This is a genomic window from Hyphomonas beringensis (genome assembly GCF_000682755.1).
GTDB lineage: Bacteria > Pseudomonadota > Alphaproteobacteria > Caulobacterales > Hyphomonadaceae > Hyphomonas > Hyphomonas beringensis.
Genome location: NZ_AWFF01000032.1, coordinates 119915 through 146010, shown reverse-complemented (window position 1 = coordinate 146010; position 26096 = coordinate 119915). Strand labels below are relative to the sequence as shown.

Annotated in this window: 25 protein-coding genes, 1 tRNA gene and 1 riboswitch; of the genes, 10 read left to right on the top strand and 16 right to left on the bottom strand. The window is 60.0% G+C overall.

Annotated elements, in window-relative coordinates; all coding sequences use genetic code 11:
• Positions 1 to 52 precede the first annotated feature (52 nt).
• On the bottom strand, positions 53 to 799 hold the full coding sequence (locus HY29_RS07385) for a sulfite exporter TauE/SafE family protein (RefSeq protein ID WP_034794894.1): 747 nt from the start codon (positions 797 to 799) through the stop codon (positions 53 to 55).
• A gap of 141 nt (positions 800 to 940) precedes the next feature.
• On the opposite strand from HY29_RS07385, the gene HY29_RS07380 reads away from it, so the two are divergent.
• The gene (locus HY29_RS07380; RefSeq protein WP_034794891.1) at positions 941 to 2242 is read left to right on the top strand and encodes an acyl-CoA dehydrogenase family protein; all 1302 of its coding nucleotides are present in this window, start codon (positions 941 to 943) and stop codon (positions 2240 to 2242) included.
• A gap of 210 nt (positions 2243 to 2452) precedes the next feature.
• Complete coding sequence (locus HY29_RS07375) at positions 2453 to 3721, top strand: acyl-CoA dehydrogenase family protein (protein ID WP_034794887.1); 1269 nt, start codon at positions 2453 to 2455, stop codon at positions 3719 to 3721.
• A gap of 101 nt (positions 3722 to 3822) precedes the next feature.
• On the opposite strand, the gene ttcA is transcribed toward HY29_RS07375, so the two are convergent.
• From ttcA to rnhB, 4 genes are all read right to left on the bottom strand, one after another.
• Positions 3823 to 4716 (bottom strand): tRNA 2-thiocytidine(32) synthetase TtcA, encoded by an 894-nt coding sequence (gene ttcA, locus HY29_RS07370; RefSeq protein WP_034794883.1) that lies wholly within the window; start codon positions 4714 to 4716, stop codon positions 3823 to 3825.
• 62 nt (positions 4717 to 4778) lie between these two features.
• On the bottom strand, positions 4779 to 5240 hold the full coding sequence (locus tag HY29_RS07365; protein ID WP_034794880.1) for an XRE family transcriptional regulator: 462 nt from the start codon (positions 5238 to 5240) through the stop codon (positions 4779 to 4781).
• 171 nt (positions 5241 to 5411) lie between these two features.
• Entirely contained in the window at positions 5412 to 5834 is a 423-nt protein-coding gene (locus HY29_RS07360) for a GIY-YIG nuclease family protein (protein WP_034794877.1), read from the bottom strand.
• Positions 5835 to 5967: 133 nt separating this feature from the next.
• Positions 5968 to 6552, bottom strand: coding sequence for a ribonuclease HII (gene rnhB / locus HY29_RS07355; protein ID WP_034795185.1), 585 nt, complete (start codon positions 6550 to 6552; stop codon positions 5968 to 5970).
• A gap of 61 nt (positions 6553 to 6613) precedes the next feature.
• Between rnhB and HY29_RS07350 the strand changes: the two genes are divergently transcribed.
• Positions 6614 to 7585: a quinone oxidoreductase family protein gene (locus HY29_RS07350; RefSeq protein ID WP_034794874.1), complete on the top strand. Its 972-nt coding sequence runs from the start codon at positions 6614 to 6616 to the stop codon at positions 7583 to 7585.
• 10 nt (positions 7586 to 7595) lie between these two features.
• Here the strand turns inward: HY29_RS07350 and HY29_RS18360 are convergent, their stop codons facing one another.
• Complete coding sequence (locus HY29_RS18360; protein WP_051601244.1) at positions 7596 to 8786, bottom strand: DUF6161 domain-containing protein; 1191 nt, start codon at positions 8784 to 8786, stop codon at positions 7596 to 7598.
• A gap of 87 nt (positions 8787 to 8873) precedes the next feature.
• The gene (locus HY29_RS07340; protein WP_034795178.1) at positions 8874 to 9647 is read right to left on the bottom strand and encodes a hypothetical protein; all 774 of its coding nucleotides are present in this window, start codon (positions 9645 to 9647) and stop codon (positions 8874 to 8876) included.
• Between the two features lie 100 nt (positions 9648 to 9747).
• Between HY29_RS07340 and HY29_RS07335 the strand changes: the two genes are divergently transcribed.
• On the top strand, positions 9748 to 10470 hold the full coding sequence (locus HY29_RS07335; protein ID WP_034794870.1) for a hypothetical protein: 723 nt from the start codon (positions 9748 to 9750) through the stop codon (positions 10468 to 10470).
• A gap of 235 nt (positions 10471 to 10705) precedes the next feature.
• Here HY29_RS07335 and HY29_RS18355 read toward each other — a convergent pair whose 3' ends face one another.
• Positions 10706 to 11599: a M23 family metallopeptidase gene (locus HY29_RS18355; RefSeq protein WP_051601240.1), complete on the bottom strand. Its 894-nt coding sequence runs from the start codon at positions 11597 to 11599 to the stop codon at positions 10706 to 10708.
• On the bottom strand, positions 11599 to 11811 hold the full coding sequence (locus HY29_RS07325) for a DUF2093 domain-containing protein (RefSeq protein WP_034794866.1): 213 nt from the start codon (positions 11809 to 11811) through the stop codon (positions 11599 to 11601). The genes HY29_RS18355 and HY29_RS07325 overlap by 1 nt, the downstream gene beginning before the upstream one ends.
• Before the next feature lie 156 nt (positions 11812 to 11967).
• Here HY29_RS07325 and recA point away from each other — a divergent pair, with 156 nt between their 5' ends.
• The 4 genes from recA (at position 11968) to metA (ending at position 17659) form a co-directional block, all read left to right on the top strand.
• Positions 11968 to 13059, top strand: a complete 1092-nt coding sequence (recA, locus tag HY29_RS07320; protein ID WP_034794863.1) for a recombinase RecA — start codon at positions 11968 to 11970, stop codon at positions 13057 to 13059.
• A 196-nt stretch (positions 13060 to 13255) separates the two neighbouring features.
• A complete protein-coding gene (alaS, locus tag HY29_RS07315) occupies positions 13256 to 15895 on the top strand; it encodes an alanine--tRNA ligase (protein WP_034794860.1) in 2640 nt (879 codons plus the stop codon).
• Positions 15896 to 15981: 86 nt separating this feature from the next.
• Positions 15982 to 16500 carry a GNAT family N-acetyltransferase gene (locus HY29_RS07310; RefSeq protein ID WP_081811275.1) on the top strand — a complete coding sequence of 173 codons (519 nt, stop codon included), beginning with the start codon at positions 15982 to 15984 and terminating at the stop codon, positions 16498 to 16500.
• A 73-nt stretch (positions 16501 to 16573) separates the two neighbouring features.
• Positions 16574 to 16651: riboswitch (SAM riboswitch) on the top strand.
• Between the two features lie 54 nt (positions 16652 to 16705).
• Positions 16706 to 17659 (top strand): homoserine O-acetyltransferase MetA, encoded by a 954-nt coding sequence (metA, locus tag HY29_RS07305; RefSeq protein WP_034794856.1) that lies wholly within the window; start codon positions 16706 to 16708, stop codon positions 17657 to 17659.
• A gap of 4 nt (positions 17660 to 17663) precedes the next feature.
• Here metA and HY29_RS07300 read toward each other — a convergent pair whose 3' ends face one another.
• From HY29_RS07300 to ispH, 7 genes are all read right to left on the bottom strand, one after another.
• Positions 17664 to 18611 carry a zinc-dependent alcohol dehydrogenase family protein gene (locus tag HY29_RS07300; RefSeq protein ID WP_034794853.1) on the bottom strand — a complete coding sequence of 316 codons (948 nt, stop codon included), beginning with the start codon at positions 18609 to 18611 and terminating at the stop codon, positions 17664 to 17666.
• Between the two features lie 77 nt (positions 18612 to 18688).
• Positions 18689 to 20065, bottom strand: a complete 1377-nt coding sequence (locus HY29_RS07295; protein ID WP_034794851.1) for an MATE family efflux transporter — start codon at positions 20063 to 20065, stop codon at positions 18689 to 18691.
• Between the two features lie 281 nt (positions 20066 to 20346).
• A tRNA-Pro gene (locus HY29_RS07290) sits at positions 20347 to 20423 on the bottom strand.
• A 67-nt stretch (positions 20424 to 20490) separates the two neighbouring features.
• Complete coding sequence (locus HY29_RS07285) at positions 20491 to 21159, bottom strand: glutathione S-transferase (RefSeq protein WP_241765163.1); 669 nt, start codon at positions 21157 to 21159, stop codon at positions 20491 to 20493.
• Complete coding sequence (locus HY29_RS07280) at positions 21156 to 21557, bottom strand: GFA family protein (protein WP_034794848.1); 402 nt, start codon at positions 21555 to 21557, stop codon at positions 21156 to 21158. The genes HY29_RS07285 and HY29_RS07280 overlap by 4 nt, the downstream gene beginning before the upstream one ends.
• Entirely contained in the window at positions 21550 to 22542 is a 993-nt protein-coding gene (trhO, locus tag HY29_RS07275; protein ID WP_051601238.1) for an oxygen-dependent tRNA uridine(34) hydroxylase TrhO, read from the bottom strand. Before trhO ends, HY29_RS07280 begins: the two co-directional genes overlap by 8 nt.
• An 88-nt stretch (positions 22543 to 22630) precedes the next feature.
• Complete coding sequence (gene ispH, locus HY29_RS07270; protein WP_155838240.1) at positions 22631 to 23590, bottom strand: 4-hydroxy-3-methylbut-2-enyl diphosphate reductase; 960 nt, start codon at positions 23588 to 23590, stop codon at positions 22631 to 22633.
• 112 nt (positions 23591 to 23702) lie between these two features.
• Here ispH and HY29_RS07265 point away from each other — a divergent pair, with 112 nt between their 5' ends.
• The gene (locus HY29_RS07265) at positions 23703 to 24260 is read left to right on the top strand and encodes a hypothetical protein (protein ID WP_241765162.1); all 558 of its coding nucleotides are present in this window, start codon (positions 23703 to 23705) and stop codon (positions 24258 to 24260) included.
• 2 nt (positions 24261 to 24262) lie between these two features.
• The gene (argS, locus tag HY29_RS07260) at positions 24263 to 26071 is read left to right on the top strand and encodes an arginine--tRNA ligase (RefSeq protein WP_034794842.1); all 1809 of its coding nucleotides are present in this window, start codon (positions 24263 to 24265) and stop codon (positions 26069 to 26071) included.
• Positions 26072 to 26096 lie beyond the last annotated feature (25 nt).

Below are 26096 nucleotides of genomic sequence, written 5' to 3'. Positions count from 1 at the left end.
AATGCACACCGAAGTGAGGCCTGACACGGACGGCGTCCTGACAGCGGCTGGCCTAAAGCCAGCCGGCGGCCTTCATGAACATCACGATGCCGACCGCCGTCACCAGATACTTCATGCCACGCTTGAAGTTCACATCGCTCAGCCGGTCCAGCACCTTCCCGCCCAGCGTCGTGCCCAGCATGGTCAGCGGCGCAGCCAGCAGAATCAGCCATGCCGGGGGCAGCGCCTCCACGCCAGAAGCCATCAGCACCGGCACACTCCAGAAGATGATCTTCACGAAGTGCGCCAGCACCTGAGTCACCGCCTTGGTGGCAACAATCTCATGGCGCGTCAGGTCGGTGCGTACGAAGAACTGGTCCAGCAGCGGCCCGGCCACACCGGCCACCGTGTTCAGCGCCTGCACGACAAAGCCCGCGCCTTCGGCCTGGAACCGCTTCTGGATATCCAGATCGGCCACGCGCTTGGGCAACCAGACCAGCAGCGTGACAAGGCCCAGCATCAGGTAAATCATCTGCTTGTCCGGCCGCCAGCTGAGCGCGAAGAGAAGCGCGACCGCAGCCACAGAGCCAATCGCGTAGCGCCTGAAGATCGTCCACTTGATATGGCGCCGCCACAGGAAGGCGCGATAGCTGTTCGAGAACATCTGTATGGAGCCGTGGATCATCATGGCCATGGGAACCGGCACCAGCGTCGCCAGAACGCCCATGAAGATAACGCCGCCCGCCATGCCGAATATGCCCGATATGAAGCTCGTGATGAGCGCCGTGACGAGAATAATGGCGGCAGCAACTGGACCCATTCGCGCTCCTTAGCGCCATTTGCCCGGCGGTTCCATCTGCATGGGCAGACACAAAAGATTGCAGAGAAACAATTTGCGGTGACTGCGCCGCAAGGCTTACCAATGGATACAAACAAGAAAGTCTAAGAGGAGACCCGAAAGATGGCGGACACTGAAACGTCAATCGACGCCCAGAACGAACTCAATGATTTGCGCATGTCGGACGAAGCCCGTCCGCTCTATGAGCACGTCAAAGCCTTCATCCGCGATGTCGTGGAGCCGATGAGCGAGGAATTCCATCGCCTTGGCGAAGGCAAGACCGATATCTGGTCTTACGCGCCCGGCCAACTGGAAGCGCTGGAAGCGGCCAAGGACGAAGCCAAGAAACAAGGCCTGTGGAACTTCTTCCTGCCGGATGCCGACACAGGCGAAGGCCTGAAGAACCTCGACTATGCCTACATCGCGGCAGAGCTTGGCAAGAACTCGCTCGCGTCTGAAACCATGAACTGCTCTGCGCCGGACACCGGCAATATGGAAGTTCTGGAGCGCGTCGGCACTCCGGAGCAGAAAGAGAAGTGGCTGAAGCCGCTGCTGAACGGTGAAATCCGCTCCGCCTTCGCCATGACCGAGCCTGGCCTGCCATCATCCGATGCCAAGAACGTCTCCATGAGCGCTGTGCTCGAAGGGGATGAATGGGTCCTCAATGGTGAGAAGTACTATATCTCCGGGGCCGGCGATCCGCGCTGCCGCATCATGATCACCATGGTGAAAACCAGCCCAGACGCAGAGCCGAACAAGCAGCAGAGCCAGATTCTGGTGCCGCTGCCGCATCCGGGTGTCACGATCATGGGGCCGATGCACGTCTTCGGCGATCCGGACGCGCCGCATGGCCACATGCACATCAAGTTCGAGAATGTCCGTGTTCCGAAGGAAAACATGCTGCTGGGTGAGGGCCGCGGGTTCGAAATCTCACAGCTCCGTCTCGGGCCGGGCCGTATCCACCACTGCATGCGCTCGCTGGGCGCTGCAGAGAAGGCACTCGACCTGATGGTCCGCCGCGGCACGACGCGCTCGGCCTTTGGTCGCCCGCTGGTCAAGCTTGGCGGTAACACGGAAATCATCTCCCGTGCACGGATCGAGATCGAAGCCATGCGCATGATGGTTTTGAAAGCCGCCAAGGCCATGGACGTGCTGGGCAACAAGGAAGCCCGCGTCTGGATTTCCATGGTCAAGGCCATGGTGCCGGAGCGCGTTTGCCAGATCATCGACCAGGCCATCCAGATGCACGGCGCAACTGGTGTCTCCCAATGGACACCGCTTGCCCGCATGTATGCCAACCAGCGTACATTGCGCCTGGCTGACGGTCCGGATGAAGTGCACCACATGGTGGTCGGCCGTCACGAGATCCGCAAATATGAAGGCGGGGAAGAAGATCCGTCTCTTGCCTCCGTCTGGCGGAAATAGAGTCCAGTTTAAAATCTGAGTACGGAAGAGGGCGATCTTTGGGTCGCCCTTTTTCTTGTAAAAACAAGGTGAAATATCAGAAATATACGGGGAAACCCCTAGGGTGCACCGCGTATGTCTGGCATAGTCTGATCCTGACAAATCAACGCGTATCAAAAGCGCCGTTCAGGGAGCAATATTCTCGCTCGGCGCACAGTAAGGGAGCTTCACATGCATTTTGATTTTAGTGACAAGACGCAGGAATATATCGACCGCGTTCAGGCCTTCATGGACAAACATGTCTATCCGGCCATTCCGGTTTACGAAGAGCAGCACGCCAAGGATCGCTGGGGTGTTATGCCTATCCTGGAAGAGCTGAAAGCGAAGGCCAAGGCAGAGGGGCTGTGGAATCTCTTCCTCCCTCCGAATGCGGAGCATGATACGGAAGAGTATCGTGGCGCAGGCCTCAGCAATGCGGAATATGCGCCTCTATCTGAAATCATGGGCCGCGTCAGCTTTGGCTCCGAAGTCTTCAACTGCTCTGCGCCTGACACCGGTAATATGGAAGTGCTGCACCGTTATGGCAGTGACGCGCAGAAAGAAGAATGGCTGCGTCCTCTGATGGCGGGCGACATCCGCTCGGCCTTCCTGATGACAGAGCCGCTGGTCGCTTCGTCTGATGCGACAAATATCGAGACCTCAATTGTGCGCGATGGCGACGAATATGTCATCAATGGCCGCAAATGGTGGTCGTCTGGCGTGGGCGATCCGCGGTGCAAGGTCGCCATTGTGATGGGCAAGACAGACCCGGATGCAGAGCGTCACAAGCAGCAGAGCCAGATCCTGGTGCCCATGGATGCGCCGGGCCTGAAAATCGTGCGTATGCTGCCCGTCTTTGGATATGATGACAGCCCGCATGGCCATGCCGAAGTCGTTCTGGAGAACGTTCGCGTGCCAGCCTCCAACCTTATTCTCGGTGAGGGCCGCGGGTTTGAAATTGCGCAAGGCCGTCTCGGGCCGGGCCGCATTCACCACTGCATGCGCACGATCGGCGCGGCAGAGGTCGCACTTGAGAAAATGGCAAAACGCCTGCTGACCCGTCAGGCCTTTGGTAAAAACGTGGCAGACCATTCGATCTGGGAACAGCGCCTTGGCGAGGCCCGGGTCGAGATCGAGATGTGCCGTCTGCTGACGCTGAAAGCCGCCTATATGATGGATACGGTCGGCAACAAGGTTGCCAAGAACGAGATCGCCATGATCAAGGTCGCTGCGCCGCGCATGGCGCTGAAGATCATTGATGACGCCATTCAGGCCCATGGCGGCGGCGGAGTGACCAGTGATTTCGGCCTCGCGGAAAGCTATGCCAAGATCCGCACGCTGCGCCTGGCTGATGGTCCGGATGAAGTGCATCTGCGGTCAATCGCACGCAATGAGTTCCGGAAGTATCGCGATGCGGAGTATCCGACGCACAAGCCGGAAAGCGGCATTCAGTGGGATTGATCCGCTCCGGAATTGCTCAACAGGCCCGGTGGTGAAGCCAAGGCGTTGCTGTTTGGTCTGAAATCATCTGCCGCTCTCCCTTTTTGCAGGGAGGGCGGTTTTTAGAATGGCACGTTCGGGTCGTCTTCGCCCGTATCGCCGATCGCCAGCCCTGCAAAGTCAAACACGCGCGCATCGTGCAGATGGCTCGGCCGGACTGTCGCCAGCGCGTGGGCCATCACCTGGCGCACGCCTGGTTTCTTGCGTTCCCACTCATCCAGCATCTGCTTCATCGCGACGCGCTGCAGGCCGTCCTGACTGCCGCACAGATTGCACGGGATGATCGGGAACTCCATTGCCTCGGCAAACTTGGCGAGGTCGTCTTCCGCCGCCGTGATCAGCGGGCGCAGGACAAAGCAATCGCCCTCATCATTCAACAATTTCGGCGGCATCGCGGCGAGCCGTCCGCCATGCACGAAATTCATCATGAAGGTTTCCAGCGCATCGTCGCGGTGGTGGCCCAGCACGATGGCGTCACAGCCTTCTTCACGTGCCATTCGGTAGAGAATGCCCCGTCGCAGGCGCGAACACATTGCGCAGAATGTGCGCCCCTCCGGCACTTTTTCGGTGACGATGGAATAGGTGTCCTGCGTCTCGATCCGGTACTTCACGCCCACCTTGTCCAGCCATTCCGGTAGCACATGTTTCGGAAAGCCCGGCTGGCCCTGGTCCAGATTGCACGCGACCAGGTCCACCGGCAGAGCGCCCTGCCATTGCAGGTCCAGCAAAACGGCCAGCAGGCCATAAGAGTCCTTGCCGCCTGACAGGCAGACCAGCCATTTCGGGCGTTTGGCCTCTCCGGCATCCACCGCGCGCCGGTCGACCATCTTGTAGTCGTCGATCGCCTTCAGCGCGCCGCGCACCAGCCGCTTGCGCAGCTTCTTGAAGCTGACACCGCCGGGCGCATCCGCAAACAGGGGCGGGGCCTTGGAGAAAGAGGACGCATCATCTGCCATGCCCGCCCTATCTCACGAGATGCCGAAAACGGGAAGACCCCGGCGCAGAAACGGCGCCCGCTTCACCGCCCTGTGCCAACCTCGCGCTCATAACGATAGGTAAGTTCCACGATGGCCACGGTCAGCGCGTGCGCGGCAAAGCCCACGGTCCACCAGATGGTTGGCCACAACATCACATAATGTTTGCCGCCAATGCCCAGGCTGATGCCTGCGAACAGCAGCATGCCGAACAGATAGCTGCCCATATGTATGAAGAAGGCCAGCCGCATGCCGGCGGTCACCTTGGCCTGTTTCTGGCGGATCAGCGCCTCGGCCTCTGTCTTTGCGTCCAGTGTCAGCGCCATGACGTCGACATTGAACGCCGCCGCCAGCGCCTTGAGGGACTCGCCGGATGCCTTGTCGCCCCGTTCGATGCGCTGCACCGTCCTCAGGCCGATGCCGGCGAGGTCGGCAAGGTGCTCCTGCGACCAGTGGCGCTCTTCTCTCCAGCGTTTGATCTTGTTGGCGTCGGCCTGAAATTGCATCTGTTTGTCTCCGGCACGGGGTGAAACTTACCCCATCCAGACAGCGGAAAAACCCCTCACGCACCACGCCAGCTCTGTGTCAGGGCCCCGCCAGTGCCACGTCAAAAGCCTGCCAACAGCTTGAAATGTCAGAAAAACCGGGCTCCGCAGGCTCAGGGCCTGCCCCAGGGCCTAGCCAAAGAACGGGATACGGAACCAGCGTTTGATCTTCCACCAGCGGCGCAGGCGGACATTATTCGGGCCGTCATTGGCGCCGCGCGGGATCAGGATGTCATTCATGCGTGGCTGATAATTGCGGATCAGATCCTCTTCCACGCGGGCCCGGTCCCCCGGCTTCTTGATAACCAGCACATGGCGCTCAGTCGCGCCGCGCTTCCACCAGGCTTCCCACCAGCGCTCATGGCCGATCAGACGCGATTTAAAGTTCGTCGCCTTGCCGATATAGAGCGGGAACAGAAAGAACACGAAACGGCGCCGCACGAACACATAGATGCCGCCGCCTTCGGGCAGGCCCTTTTTCGTCAGCGTAATCTTGAACCGATACGGCCGCCCGGATTCACCCCACCAGGTATGCCAGCCAAAAAGAATCCACATCGTGCGTGCCCTCCAGATGTGCGGGAAGCTCTACCGCCTTGGTTAATCAGGCGTTAAAATGTGGCTGTTTGCGGGCCTTGCTTGGGCCAATTCCTTACAAATTCGCCCAATATGTTAAGCGCCCGGGCGAGCTTCAGGCGTTTTGCAGGGCGCGTTTGACCGGCGCAAAGCTCATCCGGTGGTGCGGGCAGGGGCCGTGCTCGGTCAGGGCTGCAGCATGCGCCGCCGTGCCATATCCCTTGTGGCCGGCAAAGCCATAGGCCGGGAAGGCGGCGTCCATTTCCCGCATCAGGGCGTCGCGCACTGTCTTCGCCAGGATTGAGGCCGCAGAGATGGCGGGCTCTGTCAGGTCGCCCTTCACAATCGCCGTGGCCGGGCAGGGCAGGCCTTTCGGCAGGGCGTTGCCATCGATTAGGATTTCTTCCGGCGCCATGCCGAGGCCTTCAATCGCGCGACTCATCGCCAGGAAGGTCGCCTCGCGAATGTTCATCCGGTCGATCTCTTCCGGGCTCGCATGGGCGACACTCCAGGCCGCCGCCCGCTCGCGGATGATCGGGGCCAGCGCCTCGCGGCGTTTCTCGCTCAGCTTCTTGGAATCGGTCAGGCCTTCAATCGGCCGCGCCGGGTCCAGAATCACTGCGCCCGCCGTCACCGGCCCGGCCCAGGGGCCGCGGCCCGCCTCATCGACGCCCGCCACAAGAAGCAAACTACCGTTCATTCCGCCACAGAAACGCGAGTCGCTCTTGCGCTCCAGCGCGCTCCGCGCTTCAACTGCAGGCATGACACATCCATATCGCATCCAGATGCATGAGACCGGCGGGCCGGAAGTCCTGAAGGTTGAACAGTTTGAGCCCCGCAAGCCAGGCGAAGGCGAAGTCCTTGTCCGCCAGAGCGCCTCCGGCCTCAATTTCATCGACACCTATCACCGCACCGGGCTGTACCCCGTGCGCATGCCGTTCACGCCCGGCCAGGAAGGTGCGGGCATCGTGCAGGAAGTGGGCGAGGGCGTGACCAGCCTGAAGCCCGGCGATGCGGTCGCTTATCTCGGCGCGGGCACCTATGCCAGCCACTTCACCGGCCCGGTAGAGCGCATGCTGGCCCTTCCGGCCGAAGTGCCGCCGCAAGAGGCCGCCGCCGTACTGCTGAAAGGCCTGACGGCCTGGTGCCTGCTGTTTGAAGTGCGCGCAATTCAGGCGGGCGACACGGCATTGGTCTGGGCGCCTGTCGGCGGCGTCGGCAGCCTTCTTGTGCCATGGGCGGCCAGCCTTGGCGCGCGCGTCATCGCCGTCACCTCGACGGAGGAGAAAGCCGAAAAGGCCAGGGCGCTCGGCGCGTCAGATGTGATCGTCGGCTATGAAGGCGTCTCGCGAAAAGTGCGTGACCTGACGGATGGGCGCGGCGTGGATGTCGCCTATGACAGTGTCGGCAAGATCAGTGCGGAAGAAAGCCTGTCCAGCCTGCGCACGGCGGGCTGGTTCGTCACCTATGGCAATGCCTCCGGGCCGGTCGACCCGATCCCGCCGGGCCGGCTCGCACAGGGCGGCTCGCTGGTCATGACGCGGCCCGTCCTGTTCAGCTTCATTCAGACTCCGGAAAGCCTCGTCCGCGGCGCCAGCCTGCTCTTCAGTGCCCTGAAGCTCGGCACCATCAAAGCCGACATCGGCCAGCGCTTCCCGCTAACAGACGCCGCCAAGGCCCATGAAGCGATAGAAAGCGGCAAAACAACCGGCGCGACGGTCCTCATCCCGTAGGGCGGGGGCTCTACCTTAATATTCGAGAAGCTAATGCCGTTATTAACGGGTCGGCGGATGCATCGTCTTTGACGATACCATCTTGGGTCGGCCTGAATAGTGCCGCCAAAACTAATTGCCGTTCTTCGTCAGAAACTGTTCCCGACGCTCTCAATGCCAAGAATGATTCAATCATTGTTACCCTTTCGCTTGCATCCATCGCCAAATGTAGTTCGCTCAGCCAGAGCCGAACTAACAGGCGGCCCACCCAAAAGAAGACGCTCGTTCCAACCAGTCCCATCGCGCCCAAGGTGATAAGTAGAGATATTGGAAGTGGAGTCTGATCTTCAGAGACCGCAAAATTTTCTTTTGCGTATAGAAACAGTTCCCAAAGGCCAAATACGGTGAGAGCGCCAGCAATTACTAGCCACCCCAATGCTGAGAGGCGGTACCTACGTGCAGCCTTATTATGGTCGGTTGCCTTTTTGGACCAATACTTCCTAGGGCGGCTAAGACGTAGAGAATCTTCATATGATTTCTGAAAGTCGAGAAAGCTTGAAGTCGTATCCTGAAGCTTTGCTCGTGCTTGAGATTGAAACTTAGAGAAATTATGATTCCAAGCGAAAGAGCTATTTTCGATAGACGTCGATAGCTGTTGATGAGTCTCGCTTATGTCGGTTAGCGCTTTTTCATATTTTTTTCCGTCAGAATTTAGGCGTCTTTGGTAGAGACGTCGTATCTCTTCCAAGCTCTTCCTGGAAGCCGCTGCTGATACTTGGTCTATACTTTCTTCGTATAAGCAAAGTTTTACAAAGCCTTTTAAAAGGTCTGGGGCAGAAAAGTTTGGTGTGTAATTATAATTTGTGTACGCCATAAGAGCGCCAGCAAAACGATGTGGGCCGTCTTGCTCATATATGTCATGCAGATGCTGAGCCACTGGGGTCGTGTATGGAGGGAAGTTTTCAGAAAATTCTTTTTCAATCAGATTCTTTGCGTCGGCCGAATTCATATAACTGCTAACCCGTGTAACTATGCTCTTGGCACGGTCCACTTTCTGATTAATCGCGCGTCCGTATTCCACTTTTTGGATCTTTTTCAAATCAAATTGAGAGCAGAAGTTTTGGTGCGCGGAAAGATATTCCTTCAAATCATCTTCGGTTCTGAATTCGAGTTTGAAACCTTTGCCACTTACCTCCAAGTTAATATCAGAATTTTCATCCATTGGCTCTGTTCCTCCTGATTTCTTGGCTGCGTTACAGCCTTAGGTGGTTATCATATATTGTACAGGCATACTTTTCTCGCTTCATCCTCAAGCCACGTCTCTATTCGCGCCCACCTTCACGACAACGCCCTCCCGGCGCGTGCCGCTTAGCATGCGGCGGGTGAGGCGCTCATAGTGGGCGATGAAGTTTCGTACCCAGTCCTTGCGCGCCTCGGGCAGGTCGGCCAGCGCTACGCCCTGATTTTGCGCTTCCTGCTGCGTGCGCCAGCGCAGCACGCAGTCAAAACCCGGCGCGTCGAAATGACAGAACGCATCCGCCCTGTCCCATAGCGCCGCATAGGGGCCGGCCAGCTGTTCCTCCTGCCAGCGCCGCCAGGCGAGCGCGCCCGGCGCGGCCTCCACCGCGTTCAGCGGCGGTGTCTCCAGAGAGGTAAAATCCGGCAGCACGCCCATCATCCAGCCTTCAAGGAGGATCGCATCCGGCCGCGAGGGCAGAGCGCGCCAGTCTTCTGTGGGCAGACGGTCATCGCTGCGCTTGTCAAATATCGGCACGCGCACGGGGGCATTGCCCTGTTGCAAATCGCTCAACGTTTCCGTCAGCAGCGCCACATCATGCGTGCCCGGCGGGCCGCGAGTCTCACTGAGAGGGTGCACGCTTTCCGACAATTGCGCGCGCTCGGCGCGGGTCAGGTAAAAATCATCCAGGCTCATGCCGACAAGGCGGTGCGGCGACGTTTCAATCACACGGCTTAGCGCCGTGGACTTGCCGATGCCCTGCGCGCCCGACACAAACAGGATTGGTGGCGTGCCGCCCGCCCGCGCGAGGGCGGCGTCCACAAAGGCGCTCAAAGGGGCTGCCATGCCGGGCATAGGGGCCTTTCAAATGAGTGCCGGGGCTGGGCTCTCCGGCGGATATCATAAACTTATCCTACCCCACGCATCTTGAGTCTATGCTGGGCCCATGTTCGAGATGCATCCGGTAACGCGCAGATGGCTTGAGAAAGCCTGGCCCTTTGTGGCCGGGCTGCTCGCGCAGCTACGCGCCAGTCTGGGTGATGGCAGCGGGCTCGTTCCGTATACCGTGTACTATGGCGCGCGGCGCAAACTGCGTATTCTGGAATCGCTGGTGCGGCGCATGATCTATCTGCGCGCCATGGAAATTGACGTGACCTGGACCCCGCCAAAGCCGTCCACCGGGCAGGCGCCGCACGGGCAGAAAGCTGTGCCGTCCCAAGCGCCAGGCGCACGGAAAGGGCCGGGACAGCTCGCCACGGCCGATACGCTGCGGCTCTATCTGCCGGGTCAGCGCAGCTCGATTGATTACACCGCCCGGCCCTCCATCTGGCTGTTTGGCACGCCCCGCGCGCCAGAGCCTGAGGCTCCCGATGTGCTGGAGGAGGTGGAGGCAGGCAGTCTCGCCCGTCGGCTCGCCCGGCTGGAGGCATCCTGCGAAGATCCGGAAAAGGCCGCGCGCCGTATGGCCATGTGGCAGGCCCGGCGGTTGAAGGTCATACGGGAAAAGCCTTGCCGACTTCATCCGCTGCGCGTCGGGCGACCGCCCGGATATTGCCGGCGGCTCAGGCGGAAGGATCCGTTGCAGCGCAAACTTTATGATGCCTGGTGTTTCTGTCACTGGGCGGACCTGGATGCTTACAAGCCTCCGCCCCGGCCAGCGAGTGGCTAGGCAATCTGCGCCCTGCTTGTAAAAATAAGAAAACCGCCCACCCCGCCTTTTCTGATGGAGCGCGGGGCGGGCGGCGTTGGGCGGGCAAAAGCGGGAACTGCGCGCCGCCCTTCAGGCCTCTGTGTTTCTTCCCTGTTGAGGCGCAGAATGCGCCCCTCGTGTGAAGACTGCGTGAGCAAAAACGGTCTGTTTTATAGGGGCGGGTTCAGCCAGGGCTAACCATGCTTGCGCGGTGTCAGTCGCTCACCGGCAGGTCCAGCAGCAGGGCCGGGTCGATATAGAAATCCCCGTCGCGGCTGTCGTTTTCCGGGTTGCGCCACTTCACGGCCCAGTGCAGGTGCGGCCCGGTCGTGCGGCCGGTATTGCCGGTCTTGGCCAGCAGGTCTCCGCGCTGAACCGTGTCACCGGGTTTCACGTCCACTTCAGACAGGTGCATGAAGACAGACACCAGCCCATGGCCATGATCCAGAAAAACGGTGCCGCCTTCATAATACAGGTCCGGATCAGCCAGGATCACGGTGCCCGCAGCGGGGGCGACCACCTCCGTGCCCACCGGCGCGGCCATGTCATAGCCGCGATGGACGGAGACTTTCTCGCAGGCTTTTCCGGTTACTTTGGAGACGCCTATATATTTCCGCGTCGGCCCGAACGGAGATGAGGTCGGGGCGTCAGAGGGTTTGATGAATCCGGTCATCGCGCCCGGGCCGGAATTGAAGCTGGCAAAGGCGTCCTGCTTTTTCACCCAGCTGCGACCGGCATGGGCCTTCTGCTCTTCCGAGCGGGCGTCCACCTTGTCACAGTCAAAGCCGCTGATCTCGCGATACTCATCGTGGCGCTCGGCAATCTTGAGGTCGCCATAGGCGCCGCTCTCATGCGACCAGCCGATCACAGCCGGCGCATTCGTCGAGAGGCCGAACTGGGCCGTACCGCTATCGTCGGTGGTAAGTTCCACGCCCGCCACGGTGAACGCGGTGCCCGCCGGGCCGTGGCAGATGACCAGTCCGCCCTGGGTCAGCGCGCCGCCACAATCGGGCGCGGGCATCTGGGCAGTTTGGTTTTCGGCTGGCGTTTCTGCCGTGGCGCAGGCTGCACCCATGGCCGCCAGCGCGAACAGGAGCGCGCGACGCATCAATCCTTCGCCTTCACCATGCGGGAATTTGCAGCTTCCGCATCCCAATAGGCTTCCTGAAGGTCAACGCTCCAATAGCGCAGCGCGCGGATCGGAATTTTCCGGCCGGTCACCGCGCAAACGACATAATCGCCCGGCGTGATAACTTCGACGTCGGCATCGAGATAGCGAAGGCGCGCTTCGCCGCTTGGGGAGGAGGAACGTGTCAGCATCTCTCCATCATGCCTGATTGCGCACATGATGAAAAGATGCCGCGAACAGAAAGTTTCCGCTTTGTTCTCAGGAACAAATATGGTACATACGACTCAGTAATGGCAATCAGGGGCTTTGCCAACCCAGCCCTCATGGTAGACCTAAGGAGACGACTCATGGCCAAAGCGGCGCTACAACTCGTGGACAAGGATTCAGGCGTGGATAAGCAGAAAGCTCTCGAGACAGCGCTGGGCAACATCGAACGTTCTTTCGGCAAGGGCTCAGTCATGCGCCTTGGCGACAAGAAGGTGATGGATGTTGAGGCTGTCTCAACCGGATCACTGGGGCTCGATATCGCCCTCGGCATTGGCGGTCTTCCCAAGGGGCGGATCATTGAGATCTACGGCCCGGAAAGCTCCGGCAAGACAACGCTCTCGCTGCACAGTGTGGCAGAGGCCCAGAAGAATGGCGGTGTATGTGCCTTCATCGATGCCGAGCACGCGCTGGACCCGGTCTATGCGGGCAAGCTGGGCGTTGATCTGGACGACCTCTTGATATCGCAGCCTGATACAGGTGAGCAGGCGCTGGAGATTGCTGACACGCTTGTGCGTTCCGGCGCGGTGGATCTTCTGGTTATCGACTCCGTGGCGGCACTGACGCCGCGCGCGGAACTTGAAGGCGAGATGGGCGATTCACTGCCCGGCCTGCAGGCACGTCTGATGAGCCAGGCTTTGCGCAAGCTGACAGGCTCGATTTCCAAGTCCAAATGCATGGTGATCTTCATCAACCAGATCCGGATGAAAATCGGGGTCATGTTTGGCAGCCCGGAGACGACGACCGGTGGGAATGCCTTGAAATTCTACGCGTCTGTCCGTTTGGACATCCGCCGTATCGGCGCGATCAAGGATCGTGACGAAGTGATTGGCAACCAGACGCGCGTGAAAGTGGTGAAGAACAAGGTTGCCCCGCCTTTCCGGCAGGTCGAGTTCGATATCCTCTATGGTGAGGGCATTTCCAAGACGGGCGAGCTGATCGACCTAGGCGTTAAGGCGGACGTCATCGAGAAATCCGGTTCCTGGTACTCCTATAATGGTGAGCGGATCGGCCAGGGGCGTGAAAAAACGCGAAACTTCCTGAAGGAAAATCCGGCGATCGCCGATGAGATCGAAGATGCCGTGCGCCGCAATGCGGGCCTTCTGGCAGATGAACTGTTGAATGCCGGTATGGAAGCCGAGGAAGGCGATACGCCGGACGCTGCGGAAGCCTGATCTCGGCAAGACCTTTATTTTGCGCCGGGCGGCATGGTTTTGCCCGGCGTCATACCCACTCTCTCACCTGCAAACTGCCCCTTTGTGGTCCCGCCTCCTTGGCGTGTCGCAAAGGGGCCTTTATATCGCCATTGTAATATAGGTGCCGGGTGACTCGGTATCAGCACACTGGATTGTAAGGATTTGAGAGCTGCACATGACGAGCGTTAACGATATTCGCGAAGGCTATCTCTCCTTTTTTGAGAAAAAGGGGCATGCGCGCCGACCCTCTGCCCCCCTCATTCCGCAGAATGATCCGACCCTGTTGTTCGTGAATGCGGGCATGGTACCCTTCAAGAATATCTTCACCGGCGCCGAAACCCCGCCAGCCCCGCGCGCCACGACTTCCCAGAAATGTGTCCGCGCCGGTGGCAAGCACAATGACCTCGACAATGTCGGCTACACTGCGCGCCACCACACCTTCTTCGAAATGCTCGGCAATTTTTCCTTCGGGGACTATTTCAAGGATGAAGCCATCGCCTTTGCGTGGGAGCTGTGCACAAAGGAATTCGGCCTGGATCCGTCGCGCCTTCTGGCGACGGTCTATGCCGAAGATGATGAGGCGGCCAATATCTGGAAGAAAGTGGCGGGCTTCAATGATTCCAAAATCATCCGGATCAGCACGTCTGACAATTTCTGGTCCATGGGCGACACTGGCCCGTGCGGCCCCTGTTCGGAAATTTTCTTCGACCATGGCGAAGACATTGCCGGCGGCCCTCCGGGCAGCCCGGATGAGGATGGCGACCGGTTCATCGAGATCTGGAACCTGGTCTTCATGCAGTTCAACCAGCAGGCAAACGGCACCCGCGAGAACCTGCCCAAGCCCTCCATCGATACGGGTATGGGCCTGGAGCGGATTGCGGCCGTTCTGCAGGGCGTGCACAACAATTACGATATTGACCTGTTCCGCTCACTGATCGCTGCGGAAGAAGACCTTTATGGCGAGAAGGCCGACGGCGACAAGCTCGCCTCCTTCCGTGTGATTGCGGACCACCTCCGCACAGCGGCTTTCCTGATTTCCGATGGCGTGCTGCCGTCCAATGAGGGCCGAGGCTATGTGCTGCGCCGGATCATGCGCCGCGCCATGCGTCACGGCCATCTGCTCGGTGCGCGTGAGCCGCTGATGTACAAACTGACCCCCGCCCTGATAGGCGAAATGGGCAAGGCCTATCCGGAGCTTGGCCGCGCTAAGGCCGCTATCGAATCCGCCCTTGAACAGGAAGAGGCCCGTTTTCAGCGCACGCTGGGCAATGGCTTGTCCCTTCTGGAAAAGGAAACGGAGAATATGTCCGCAGGGGATTCCCTGCCGGGCCAGGTCGCATTCAAGCTGTCAGATACGTATGGCTTCCCACTGGACCTGACGCAGGACATTCTGCGCAGCCGCGACATGACGGTTGACGTCGAAGGCTTTGAGGCCGCGCTGGAGGAGCAGCGCGCCGGCAGCCGTGTCGGCGGCTTCTCTTCTGGTGATCAGGCGACGGAAGAAATCTGGTTCCGCGTGCGGGATGAGGCGGGCAAGACGACGTTCGGAGGCTATTCCGGAACGGAAGGCAAGGGCAAACTGCTTGCCATCGCGGTGGGTGGCCAGCTGACGGACACACTTCAGACCGGCGCCGCAGAACTCGTCTTTAATGAAACGCCCTTCTATGCGGAATCCGGTGGTCAGTCTGCTGACCATGGTGAGATTGTGTTTGAGGGCGGCGCGCGGTTTATCGTGCGTGATGTCCAGAAGCGTGCGGGTGATCTGAATGTTCATATCGGTGAACTGGTCTCCGGTGACGTGAAGGTTGGCGAGACAGCCTCCCTTCATGTTGATGCCGTGCGGCGCAAAGCGATTATGGCCAATCACTCCGCCACGCACTTGATGCACGCTGCACTTCGCAAGGTTCTGGGCGATCATGTCACGCAGAAAGGCTCTCTCGTGGAAGCCGATCGTTTCCGTTTTGACTTCTCCCACAATGGCCCGCTCACCGCAGCCGAGATCGAGGCCGTGGAGGATGAGGTCAATGCCCAGATCCGCGCGAACCTTGAAACAAGTATTCAGGTGACAACACCGGAAAAAGCCATTGAGGCGGGTGCGCTGGCGCTGTTTGGCGAGAAATATGGCGATGAAGTTCGTGTGCTGTCCATGGGGACGGGCGGTGACAGGCGTTACTCGGTTGAGCTCTGCGGTGGCACGCATGTCGAGCGTTCCGGCGATATCGCGGTATTTGTGATCACGTCCGAGAGCGGTGTCTCCGCTGGCGTTCGGCGTATCGAGGCAGCTACAGGCGCAGAGGCACTGGCGTATCTGAAAGGACGCGCGCAAATCGCGGCTGACCTTGCCGACCAGCTGAAAGTTCCGCTGAAGGATGTTCCGCGCCGCGTTGCCGCGTTGGGGGATGAGCGCCGTAGCCTAGAGAAGGAACTCGCCGAGGCCAAGCGCAAGCTGGCCATGGGTGGCGGCGGATCTGCGCCTGCCGGCCCGGAAGAGATCAACGGCATCAAGCTGTTGGCCCGTGTGGCCGAAGGTGTTGGTGGCAAGGAGCTGCGCACGCTGGTCGATGAGGCCAAGGCGCAGATCGGCTCCGGTATCGTGGCCTTTGTCGGCGTTGCAGATGGCAAGGCGGGCGCGGCCGTAGGGGTTACAAAAGACCTGACCGACAGATTCTCCGCCGTGGATCTGGTGAAAGCGGCCAGCGAAGCGCTGGGCGGCAAGGGCGGCGGCGGCCGTCCAGATATGGCTCAGGCTGGCGGTCCGGATACGGACAAGGCCGATGAGGCTCTAGATGCTGTTCGGGCCCTGATCAAGGGGTAAGGCGCGTCAACCGCGCTGCGATTGAACGAAGGAGGTTTATGCGCAGGGAAAGATGAGGGCCGCCCAGGCGGAACGACACGCCCGTCATGGGGTGTGCTTTTTCATGCGTGTACATTTTTTTTATTCAATTGGAGGGTTCGGTGAAGACCACCCAAATAGAGATTCGTCCTTACAGGGCAGAAGATAACGATATTTTGAGCGACATATGGCTGCGGGCTTCCCGCCTTGCGCATGACTTTTTACCGGATGAACATCTGTTGGCGCAGCAGGCGCTGGTGGCTAGTATGTATCTGCCTGATGGGGAAACCCATGTTGCTGTGCAGGATGGCAAACCCGTGGGCTTCATTGGCCTGCGCGATACCTATGTCGGCGGATTTTTCGTGGATCCGGAGTGGCAGGGGCAGGGTATTGGCAGGCGCTTGCTGGCACATGCCTTTGAGACGCGTGCATTCCTGACACTGGGGGTCTATGCGCTGAATGGTCAGGCAAGGCGCTTCTACAAAGCCATCGGTTTTGAAGAAGTGGGGTGCAGTGAAGCAGATGAGCAGGGCATGCCGTTTGAGGTGATCACGCTGCGGTGTGAGCTGGAAAAGGCGCGCTTCTAAGGCATGCGGGTCTGTGTGCCAGGTATTGGCTTGGTAGACGCTGGCGATTGACTTGAGCCACGGGGCGCTTATGTAAGGGCCCCGTGGTGATTTGGTCGGTCGGCTTGCAGCCACGTTAAATAACTTGCTAAAAGGCTGCGCGGTTACTCCGAACACCCTGTTGGCAAGCTGAATGTCGGCCCGAAATGTTCGTGGAGTCTCGCTTATGCCCATTCGAATTCCTGACGGTTTACCTGCACGTGATGCGCTCGTGCGTGAAGGGGTTCAGGTGCTGGATGAATCCATCGCGACGCGTCAGGATATCCGGCCCATGCAGATCGGCCTGCTGAATTTGATGCCGAACAAGATCGAGACGGAAACGCAGATTGCGCGGCTGGTTGGGGCGACACCGCTGCAGGTGGAGCTGACGCTGGTCCGCATCGGCAGCCATGTGGCGCGCAATACGTCTGAGGAGCATCTGATCTCATTCTATCACACCTGGGAAGAGGTGAAGGATCGCAAGTTTGACGGCTTCATCATTACCGGCGCGCCGATTGAGAAACTTCCCTACGAAGAGGTTTCCTATTGGGATGAGCTGACGGAGATTTTCGAGTGGACGAAGACGCATGTGCATTCCAGCTTTTTTATTTGCTGGGGCGCTATGGCGGCCGTCAGTTATTTCCACGGTGTACCGAAGCATCTGTTAGAGCAGAAGGCTTTTGGCGTTTACCGGCACCATAATCGCAAACCGGAATCTCCGTTTCTTATGGGGTTCTCGGATGATTTCTCCATCTCCGTCTCGCGCTGGACGGAAGTGCGTCGCGAGGATCTGCCAAAGGATGGCACGCTGGATGTGCTGATGGAGAGTGACGAGACGGGGCTATGCCTGTTGCAGGAGAATCAGGGCAACCGGCTCTATATCTTCAATCATATTGAATATGATTCTACGTCTCTTGAGGCGGAGTATCGGCGCGATGTTGCGGCGGGCAAAGAAATTTCCGTGCCGGCGAATTACTTTCAGGATGATGATCCGACGCGAACCCCGAAGAATCGCTGGCGGTCTCATGCCTTCCTGCTGTTCGGGAACTGGATTAATCAGATGTACCAGACGACGCCGTACAATCTGGAAGATATCGGTACGGAAGAATCAGGCGACAGCAAGGTGCGCCAGTCGCGCTAGGGGGTTATGCCTGCAGGTTTAACAAGGGTTTGCGGCTGCCAGGTTTGGCGTAGGCGGCAAGTGCAGCTTGCCAGTCTTCCAGGTTGTAGAGGTCCGTATCCAGCATATCAGCTGCGCGCAGCTTTGGCCACACTTCCTGAAACAGAGACTGCCAGGCTTGATGTGTCATGGGGCCCAGGCTTTCGCGCATGTGGAAACGTGTGTGCGTTTCGCGCGCATGGGCCTCAGCCATGACCGGCCTGCCAGACAGGAGACCATAGCTGACAAAGGCGCCGCCAAGGGGCATGGTGTTGAGGATCAGCGAGCCGACCTCACCGCCGAGAGCGTCTAAGGTGATCCCCGCATTTTTTGCGGCCTCTCTAATCCGAGCGGCATCGGCGAGCGAAACTGACTCAACGCCCATGGCCGCCAGCTCTGCCTTGCGGCTTTCGGATCTGTAGATGCCGGTGACGCTGCGCGCGCCTTGCTGCCAGGCCCATTGAGCCAGCAGGCTGGCGCAGGTGGAGCCAGCCCCGGTCAGTAAGACATGGCGATCTTTGACGGGCCACGTCTTCAGCATCAGATGCGCCGCCATCGGATTAATATAGGCGCGCGCGGCCAGTGCATCCGGGATATCCTCCGGCACCGGAATGGCAAGCGTCGGGTCAGCATCGATATGTGTTTGCCAGGTGCCATCCCCGCGCAGAGGCAGAACGCGCTGGCCGATCAGATGCTGATACGCCGCCGGTGCCTCGACCACCTGGCCAACGCCTTCATAGCCAGCCACCAGTGGCGGTTGCACCCGGTGGCGATAGGCGCCGGTCATCGGGATCAGGTCTGACGGATTGACGGGCGCCAGCCGCATCTCCACCCGCAACGCCCCCTCTGGGCGCGGGCCAAGCGGCGCGCTTTCCAGAGACAGGCAGTCTTCCGGTGGGCCGAACTTTCTATACCAGAGGGCGCGATGTTCCATGGGCCGGGTGTAGCCGTCTGCTGAGGGGAAACCAAGCCGGTCTTTTCCTCAGCAGACTCTGCTACTGGCGCGCCGCTTTAGATGAGCTTGCCCGCCTTTCCGGGTGTGACCCTGAGCAGGGAGAGCAACACCGGGATCGCCAGACAGGCTATGATCAGGTCTGACACCGGGAAGGCATACCAGACAGCCGGCGCCCCTGCGGCGACTGCCAGGGTTGCGATCAGCGCGGGCAATAGCAGGAAGGCTTTGGTCAGGGTTAGCAGCGCCGCCTTTATGGGGCGCCCAATGGCCTGACAATAAAGGGCGATCACCAGAATGGGGCCGGTCAGGAAATAGAATGCCGCCATGTATCGGAGAATGGTGGCGACCTGAGCCGTAACCTGGGCATCCTGTATGAACAGTTGCGCTATGGAATGCCCGGCAAACTGGAACAGCAATTCCATGCCTATGCAATAGACAAACCCTGTCAGCATGGCCGCTTTCAAAGCGCTCTGTGCACGATTGATGTAACCCGCGCCCCAATTATTTCCAGCGACACTTTGCAAGGCCAGGGCAAAGGCCATGTTGGGCAGGAAGGCAAAGCCCATCACGCGGGTGACGATGCCATAGGCGGCAATCGTCTCGGCATAGGCTTCGGCCGCAGTCAGCCGCAGGGCAAGGATGACACAAAAGGAGACGAGCGCCATGCCGATGAAGCTGAGGCTGAGCGGCGCCCCCAGCGCAAGGATGCGGGGCCAGTCGCCTCGCCAGCGGTTGCGAAGCAGGCTGCTCAAGGGAAGTGTGCCAAGCCCGCGCGCGCGAAGTAACAGAAGCAGTCCGAGACCTGCGCCCTGCGCCAGAACTGTGCCCCAGGCTGAACCCGCAACGCCCATGTTCAGCTGTCTGATCAGAACGTAGTTCAGGATGATGTTGGCAAATGTCACCCCGACAGAGAGCATAGCCACCAGTCCAGCGCGGCCTTCATTGCGCCATGTGTCCGCATGCAGGCCGAGGGCAAACTGAAGCGGCGTGCCGGCGACACTGATGCCGAGATAGACGAGCGCCATCTGCGCGATCCGGTCGTCTGAGGCCGCAAGCTGTTCCATCAAAATGGGGCTGAAGCAGGCGAATATCAGTATGGTGATGGCTGACAGGACGAGGGCCAGCCCGTGCGCCCGCGCGAACGTCGCGCATGCCGCGTCCATATCCCCCGCGCCCAGCTGCCGAGCCAGAAGGCTGGACATGCCGCCGCTGACAAGTGTGGAGATGGCAATCAGAACCATGATGACCGGAAAGGCGAGGCCAATGGCCGTCATCGCGTCTGCGCCGACGAAGTGGCCCAGAAAGGCTGCATCAATAATATTGAGCAGACCGTTCATCAGCATGATCAGCATCATGGGCAGGGCGTTCGCCAGAAAGACACGCAGCGGCGATTGATACAGAAATTTATTTTCGGGCGATGGTCGCAAAGACATCACTCACTCCTCAAGAGCGCATTCCGACCATGATGGGGGCCTGCATTGCCCACCGCCGAAATGCTTCGAGGGTGAGGGAGGGGAGATCGTCTTGTGACTGAACTTCACCGGGACATATGTCTGCAGGCGGCAGGTGTTCAGAACCTTGCGCAGGGCCAATAGGCCAGGGCGAGGGGGCTGTCAATTGGGGATGGGTAAGCTCTCGCTTGCGCTTCAGGCATTCTCAAACTGAAATCGATCCATTGGATCGATTTCTGTCGCTGCGCGTCACCATTTGAGAATGGTCGGAGTGAGAGGATTCGAACCTCCGGCCCCTGCCTCCCGAAGACAGTGCTCTACCAGGCTGAGCTACACTCCGTGCCGAAGAACGGGCTGTTTACGCCGCGCGGCAGATTTTGCAAGGGGGCAATCTGAGTTTCGTTGCCTCAGCCGACAACAGGCAGCAGCGGCTCGTCTGCGCCGGGGCTCCAGGGCTCATACTTTGTCATGACGCCCTTGAAGAGATGGCTCTGCTTGTGGCCTTCCAGCCAGGACTGGACATAGGGCAGGGGCTGGTCATTGAACCAGTCCATATCGGTATGGGCGAACTGGCGCACGAAGGGGAAGATCGCGATATCGGCGAGGCTGCGCTCCTTGCGGACGAGCTGCCCGCCATTCGCGGCGATGCGCGAGTCGAGATCGGCGAGCACTTCCAGCCCTTCCGAGCGCGCGGCGCCCGGCACAAGGCTCTCCGCCTCATAGCGGTTCGGATATTTGTAGCGGTCCAGCGCCTGCTTGAAGCGGCCATCATTGCGGCTGATCAGTTCCGCGGTCGCCTGCGGGTCTGCGGTCATCCAGCCTTCGGGGTCGTTCTGGGCGAGGGCCCAGCGCATCACGTCCAGGCTTTCATCGACAACCGTTCCGGACAGGGTGACGAGAACCGGCACCGTGCCTTTCGGGCTGGCTTCCAGCATCTCGGCGGGCTTGTCCCTCAGGACAATTTCGCGGACACGCACGGCAATTCCGGCCATGGACAGGCCCATCCGGGCGCGCATGGCATAGGGACAGCGGCGGAAACTGTAGAGGGTATGAGCGGCGGCGGCGTCCGGCATCATTTCGCGGGGAAGCCTTCCGGAAATTCCGGAAGCTGCTGTTTCGGATCATACCAGCTGGCGCAATCCGACCGCCAGATATGGCCCAGCGAATTGCCTTCGATTTCGGTGTCGAGACAGCCGAGCCGCAACAGAATAACAGGCTGATTGGGGCGATCCGCCATGATGTGCGATCCGCATTTGCCGCAGAAGTTCCGGAACTTGCCTGCGCTGGATTCAAACCGGTTCAGCGCTTCCTCGCCGGCGGTCCAGCGGAAGGCATCCCGCGGCACAGGCATGACGGAAGAAAATGCCGCGCCATGTGCCTTGCGGCAGGTCTGGCAATGACAATGTACAATCGGGCCTGCGGCGGTGTTCACTTCATAGCGGACGACGCCGCACAGGCAGCTGCCCTCAAGCATCTTCAGCTCCAGCGGCTTCCTTGGCCGCAAGCGCCTCTTCTCTGCGCTGGGCGGCAATGGCGGCCGCGTCCGGGCCCATATGCGCTTCGCCGCGCTTGCGGGAGAGGTCGATCTGCTTCTGGCGCTCGGCAAAGCGGCGTTTCTGTTCGGCGGTCATTTCGTCGATACAGTGCGGGCAAGAGACGCCGGGCACATAGGATGCGGCCTGTTTGTCTTCCTCGGTGATCGGGCGCTTGCAGGCATGGCACATGTCATAGCTGCCAGGGGTCAGGTCATGCTTTACCGAGACGCGCTCGTCGAAGACGAAGCATTCGCCGCGCCACAGGCTTTTCTCTTCCGGGACGGTTTCGAGGTATTTCAGGATGCCGCCATTGAGGTGATAGACATCATCAATGCCTTCGGCCTTCACAAAGCTGGTCGCCTTCTCACAGCGGATGCCGCCGGTGCAGAACATGGCGATCTTCGGCTTGCGGCCTTCGGCTTCCAGTTTTTCGCGGAAGTCACGGAACCAGTCCGGAAATTCCCGGAAGGTTTTGGTGCGTGGGTCGATCGCGCCTTCGAATGTGCCGATGGCGTATTCATAGTCGTTGCGGGTATCGATCAGAACGGTGTCGGGATCGGCGATCAGCTCGTTCCAGGCGTTGGGGTCCAGATAGGTGCCGACCAGGGCGTTCGGGTCTGTGCCCGGGATGCCCATGGTGACGATCTCTTTCTTCAGGCGCACTTTCAGGCGCAGGAAAGGCATCTCGTCAGCCTCGGAGAATTTCGCTTCCAGTGTCTCCGCGCCGGGCAGGGCGCGCAGCGTTGCCAGCGCGGTCTCGATGCCCTCGGCGGTGCCGGCGATCGTGCCGTTCACGCCCTCAGCTGCAATCAGGACCGTGCCCTTGACGCCGGCCGCGTCCAGCGTGTCCGCCAGCCGGGCGCGATGGGACTCAAAGTCCGGAAAGGAAAAGAATTTGTAGAAGGCGGCAATCGTGTAGGTCATGGCGGTACTTATGGCAGATTATAGGGCGAATTTGAACATGAGGGGTGCAGGGCGCGCCTTCTGGCAGGCACTCGCATTCTGGCTCGGATCAGGCCTGTTCAGGCTCTGACAGGACGCGCGGCAGCTTGAAGGTGACGGTTTCGCGGGCGGTCTCGACGCTGTCCAGGGTGACGTCGAAGCGCTCGCGGCAGGCATTGATGACGCCCTGAACCAGATCTTCCGGCGCGCTGGCCCCGGCGGTCAGGCCCAGTAGGTTCACGCCGTCAAACCAATCCCAGTCGATATTTTCGGCGCTGGCGATCAGTTCGGAGCGCTTGGCCCCGGCGCGTACGGCCACCTCGACCAGGCGCTTGGAATTGGAGCTGGTCTCTGCGCCGATCACCAGAACGAGGTCTGCGCCCTGGCCGATCACTTTGACCGCATCCTGGCGATTGGTGGTGGCGTAGCAGATGTCTTCCTTGTGAGGGCTGGCAATGCCGGGGAAGCGCGCCTGAAGGGCGGCGACGATGTCTGCTGTATCGTCTACAGACAGCGTGGTCTGTGTGACGAAGGCGACATTGGCCGCGTCTTTCGGCTCAAACTTTGCGACATCTTCCACGGTTTCGATAAGGGTGATCGTGTCATTCGGCAGCTGGCCCATCGTGCCGATGACTTCAGGGTGTCCGGCATGGCCGATCAGGACGATCTCGCGGCCCTCACGATGATGGCGCTCTGCCTCGACATGTACCTTGGAGACCAGCGGGCAGGTGGCGTCGACAAAGATCATGTTGCGGCGCTGGGCCTCGGCCGGAACGGATTTCGGCACGCCATGGGCAGAAAAGATGACCGGGCGGTCTTCCGGGCATTCATCCAGCTCTTCGACAAATACGGCGCCCATTTCCTCCAGCCGGGAGACGACATGGGCATTGTGGACAATCTCGTGGCGCACATAGACGGGCGCGCCCCATTTGCCGAGCGCTTCCTCGACAATCTGGATCGCGCGGTCGACGCCTGCGCAGAATCCCCGCGGGGCGGCCAGGCGTATGGTAAGAGGGCGGCGGTCGGTCATTTCATCCAGTCTCCTGCCTGCAGGCGTTGCGCCGAGGCGATTGGGCCTTTAACACATCTCCACCAACACATGGACACGCCATTGCACAAGGCCAAGAAGGACTCGCCGACGCATGATCAAATATGCCCCACTTCTCGCCGCGGCCATTCTTACGACAGGTTGTACCAGCAAAATCGCTGACAGCCTTGATACACGCCAGAATGCAGGCCCGTGCCCTTCGGTCGCTGCGCTGTATGATTCTGCACGTTATGTCGAGTTTGATGGCGACTCAAAACTTTACAGCGACATTGAATATACAGGGGAAATCATCGGCGCACGCCTGTATTGCCGCTATGTCGGCGATAACCCGCTGGAAGCCGAAGTCGAGGTGGATTTCGCCTTCGGCAAGGGCCCGACAGCGACCTCTGATGGCCATGTTTATCCGTATTATGTGGCTGTGACCCGCCGGAACGGCAAAGTTCTGGCGAAGAAGTATTTCAGCGTCACTGCGGATTTCAATGGCGGCAAGCTGGATGGCAAGACCGAGGTGGTCAACAAGATCAAGATCCCGCGGGTCGACGAATCAATCTCCGGATCGAACTTCGAAGTCATCGTCGGGTTTGACCTGACGCCGGAGCAGCTGGAGTTCAACCGCGCGGGCAACCGCTTCCGCCTGGATGCCGGTAAGTAATCATGGCCAGCCTGACGAAAGACCTGACGGCGGCCGCAAGTGCCGCCTTTGAAGCATTGGGCTTTGAAGCGCGGTGGGGTGATGTTCGCCGGTCCGACAAGCCCGAATTTGCGGACTTCCAGTGCAATGGCGCGATGGGCGCGGCGAAATCCGCCGGCAAGAACCCGCGCGAAGTTGCGGGCGACGTGGCCGCTACGCTGAAGGCCTATCCGTTCGTCCTGTCTGCGGAAGTGGCCGGGCCGGGCTTTATCAATATCCGCGTGTCTGACGAGGCCCTGGCAGAGCGCGCGATCAATGTGCTGACCAGCGAGCTGGCGGGCGGCGAGCCTGCGGCAGACCCGAAGGTGACGGTGATCGACTTTGGCGGCCCGAACGTGGCCAAGCCGATGCATGTCGGCCATCTGCGCTCTGCCGTGATCGGCGATACGCTAGTGCGCCTGCTGCGCTTTCTGGGCGATCATGTCACCGGCGATACGCATCTGGGCGATTGGGGCCTGCAGATGGGCCACCTCGTAACGGAGCTGTATGACGAGCAGCCGGATCTGATCTATTTCGATGCGAGCTATGAAGGCCCGTATCCCGAAGAGCCGCCGGTCACGATTGAAGATCTGGCCCGGATGTATCCTGCCGCCAGCGCAAAAGCGAAGGAAGACCCCGCACGGCTGGAACGCAGCCAGAAAGCTGTCGCAGAGCTGCAGGCCGGACGCCCGGGCTACCGCGCGCTGCTGAAGCATTTCATCGACGTGTCGGTCGCTGCGCTGAAGGTCGATTATGAATTCCTGAACGTGCATTTCGACCTGTGGAAGGGCGAAAGCGATGTCGACCATCTGATCCCCGGCCTGATCGAGAAGTTCAAGGCGGCAGACCTGGCGCGTGAAGATGATGGCGCATGGATCGTGGATATTGCCCGCGAGGGCGAGAATGTGCCGGTCGAGAAGGATGGCAAGGTCAATCTCAAGAACCCGATGCCGCCAATCATGCTGGTCAACAGCCGCGGCGGGACGGGCTATCACACGACCGATCTGGCGACGATTGAAGACCGGATGGAAAATCTGGAGCCGACGCCGGAACTGATGCTGTATGTCGTTGACCAGCGTCAGGCGCTGCACTTCACGCAGGTCTTCCGCGCGGCTGAAAAGCTGGGCCTGATTGATGAAGGCCACCTTGAACATATCGGCTTCGGCACGGTGAACGGACCGGACGGCAAGCCCTTCAAGACGCGCGAAGGCGGCATGCTGCGACTGGCTGATCTGAACGCGATGGCGCTGGAAGAAGCACAGAGGAAGATCACCGAGGCAGGCAAACTGCCGGACGACATGCCGGAAGACGAGCGCCTGGATGTGGCGAAGAAAGTGGCACTGGCGGCGCTGCGCTTCTCTGACTTGCAGAATACGCGGACCGGCAATTACGTGTTCGATCTGGATCGCTTCACCAGCTTTGAAGGCAAGACCGGGCCTTACCTGCTTTACGCGGCTGTGCGGGTGAAATCCCTGCTGCGCCGGGCGCAGGAAGAAGGGCTGGAGCAGGGCGAGATCGTGATCGGCCATGACGCCGAGCGCGCGCTGGTGCTGCAGCTGGACGGCTTCGCGCTGGCGCTGCTGCAGGCCCGCGAGAAGCGGATGCCGCATATCCTGTGCGAGCATGTCTACAATCTGGCGCAGGCCTTCAGCGCATTCTATGCGGCGGTGCCGATTGCGTCTGAAACCGACCCCGCCCTGCGCGCAAGCCGCCTGTCCCTGTCGGCCGCCGTGCTAAACCAGCTGGAAGCGGGCCTCGGCATTCTGGGCATCAAGATTCCGGAACGCATGTAGACTGTAATGCGAAGGCCTGTCAGCG

Coding starts and splice junctions, on each gene's coding strand:
- HY29_RS07385 (WP_034794894.1), bottom strand. CDS start 799: ATGGGTCCAGTTGCTGCCGCCATTATTCTCGTCACGGCGCTCATCACG.
- HY29_RS07380 (WP_034794891.1), top strand. CDS start 941: ATGGCGGACACTGAAACGTCAATCGACGCCCAGAACGAACTCAATGAT.
- HY29_RS07375 (WP_034794887.1), top strand. CDS start 2,453: ATGCATTTTGATTTTAGTGACAAGACGCAGGAATATATCGACCGCGTT.
- ttcA (WP_034794883.1), bottom strand. CDS start 4,716: ATGGCAGATGATGCGTCCTCTTTCTCCAAGGCCCCGCCCCTGTTTGCG.
- HY29_RS07365 (WP_034794880.1), bottom strand. CDS start 5,240: ATGCAATTTCAGGCCGACGCCAACAAGATCAAACGCTGGAGAGAAGAG.
- HY29_RS07360 (WP_034794877.1), bottom strand. CDS start 5,834: ATGTGGATTCTTTTTGGCTGGCATACCTGGTGGGGTGAATCCGGGCGG.
- rnhB (WP_034795185.1), bottom strand. CDS start 6,552: ATGAACGGTAGTTTGCTTCTTGTGGCGGGCGTCGATGAGGCGGGCCGC.
- HY29_RS07350 (WP_034794874.1), top strand. CDS start 6,614: ATGACACATCCATATCGCATCCAGATGCATGAGACCGGCGGGCCGGAA.
- HY29_RS18360 (WP_051601244.1), bottom strand. CDS start 8,786: ATGGATGAAAATTCTGATATTAACTTGGAGGTAAGTGGCAAAGGTTTC.
- HY29_RS07340 (WP_034795178.1), bottom strand. CDS start 9,647: ATGGCAGCCCCTTTGAGCGCCTTTGTGGACGCCGCCCTCGCGCGGGCG.
- HY29_RS07335 (WP_034794870.1), top strand. CDS start 9,748: ATGTTCGAGATGCATCCGGTAACGCGCAGATGGCTTGAGAAAGCCTGG.
- HY29_RS18355 (WP_051601240.1), bottom strand. CDS start 11,599: ATGCGTCGCGCGCTCCTGTTCGCGCTGGCGGCCATGGGTGCAGCCTGC.
- HY29_RS07325 (WP_034794866.1), bottom strand. CDS start 11,811: ATGCTGACACGTTCCTCCTCCCCAAGCGGCGAAGCGCGCCTTCGCTAT.
- recA (WP_034794863.1), top strand. CDS start 11,968: ATGGCCAAAGCGGCGCTACAACTCGTGGACAAGGATTCAGGCGTGGAT.
- alaS (WP_034794860.1), top strand. CDS start 13,256: ATGACGAGCGTTAACGATATTCGCGAAGGCTATCTCTCCTTTTTTGAG.
- HY29_RS07310 (WP_081811275.1), top strand. CDS start 15,982: ATGGGGTGTGCTTTTTCATGCGTGTACATTTTTTTTATTCAATTGGAG.
- metA (WP_034794856.1), top strand. CDS start 16,706: ATGCCCATTCGAATTCCTGACGGTTTACCTGCACGTGATGCGCTCGTG.
- HY29_RS07300 (WP_034794853.1), bottom strand. CDS start 18,611: ATGGAACATCGCGCCCTCTGGTATAGAAAGTTCGGCCCACCGGAAGAC.
- HY29_RS07295 (WP_034794851.1), bottom strand. CDS start 20,065: ATGTCTTTGCGACCATCGCCCGAAAATAAATTTCTGTATCAATCGCCG.
- HY29_RS07285 (WP_241765163.1), bottom strand. CDS start 21,159: ATGATGCCGGACGCCGCCGCCGCTCATACCCTCTACAGTTTCCGCCGC.
- HY29_RS07280 (WP_034794848.1), bottom strand. CDS start 21,557: ATGCTTGAGGGCAGCTGCCTGTGCGGCGTCGTCCGCTATGAAGTGAAC.
- trhO (WP_051601238.1), bottom strand. CDS start 22,542: ATGACCTACACGATTGCCGCCTTCTACAAATTCTTTTCCTTTCCGGAC.
- ispH (WP_155838240.1), bottom strand. CDS start 23,590: ATGACCGACCGCCGCCCTCTTACCATACGCCTGGCCGCCCCGCGGGGA.
- HY29_RS07265 (WP_241765162.1), top strand. CDS start 23,703: ATGATCAAATATGCCCCACTTCTCGCCGCGGCCATTCTTACGACAGGT.
- argS (WP_034794842.1), top strand. CDS start 24,263: ATGGCCAGCCTGACGAAAGACCTGACGGCGGCCGCAAGTGCCGCCTTT.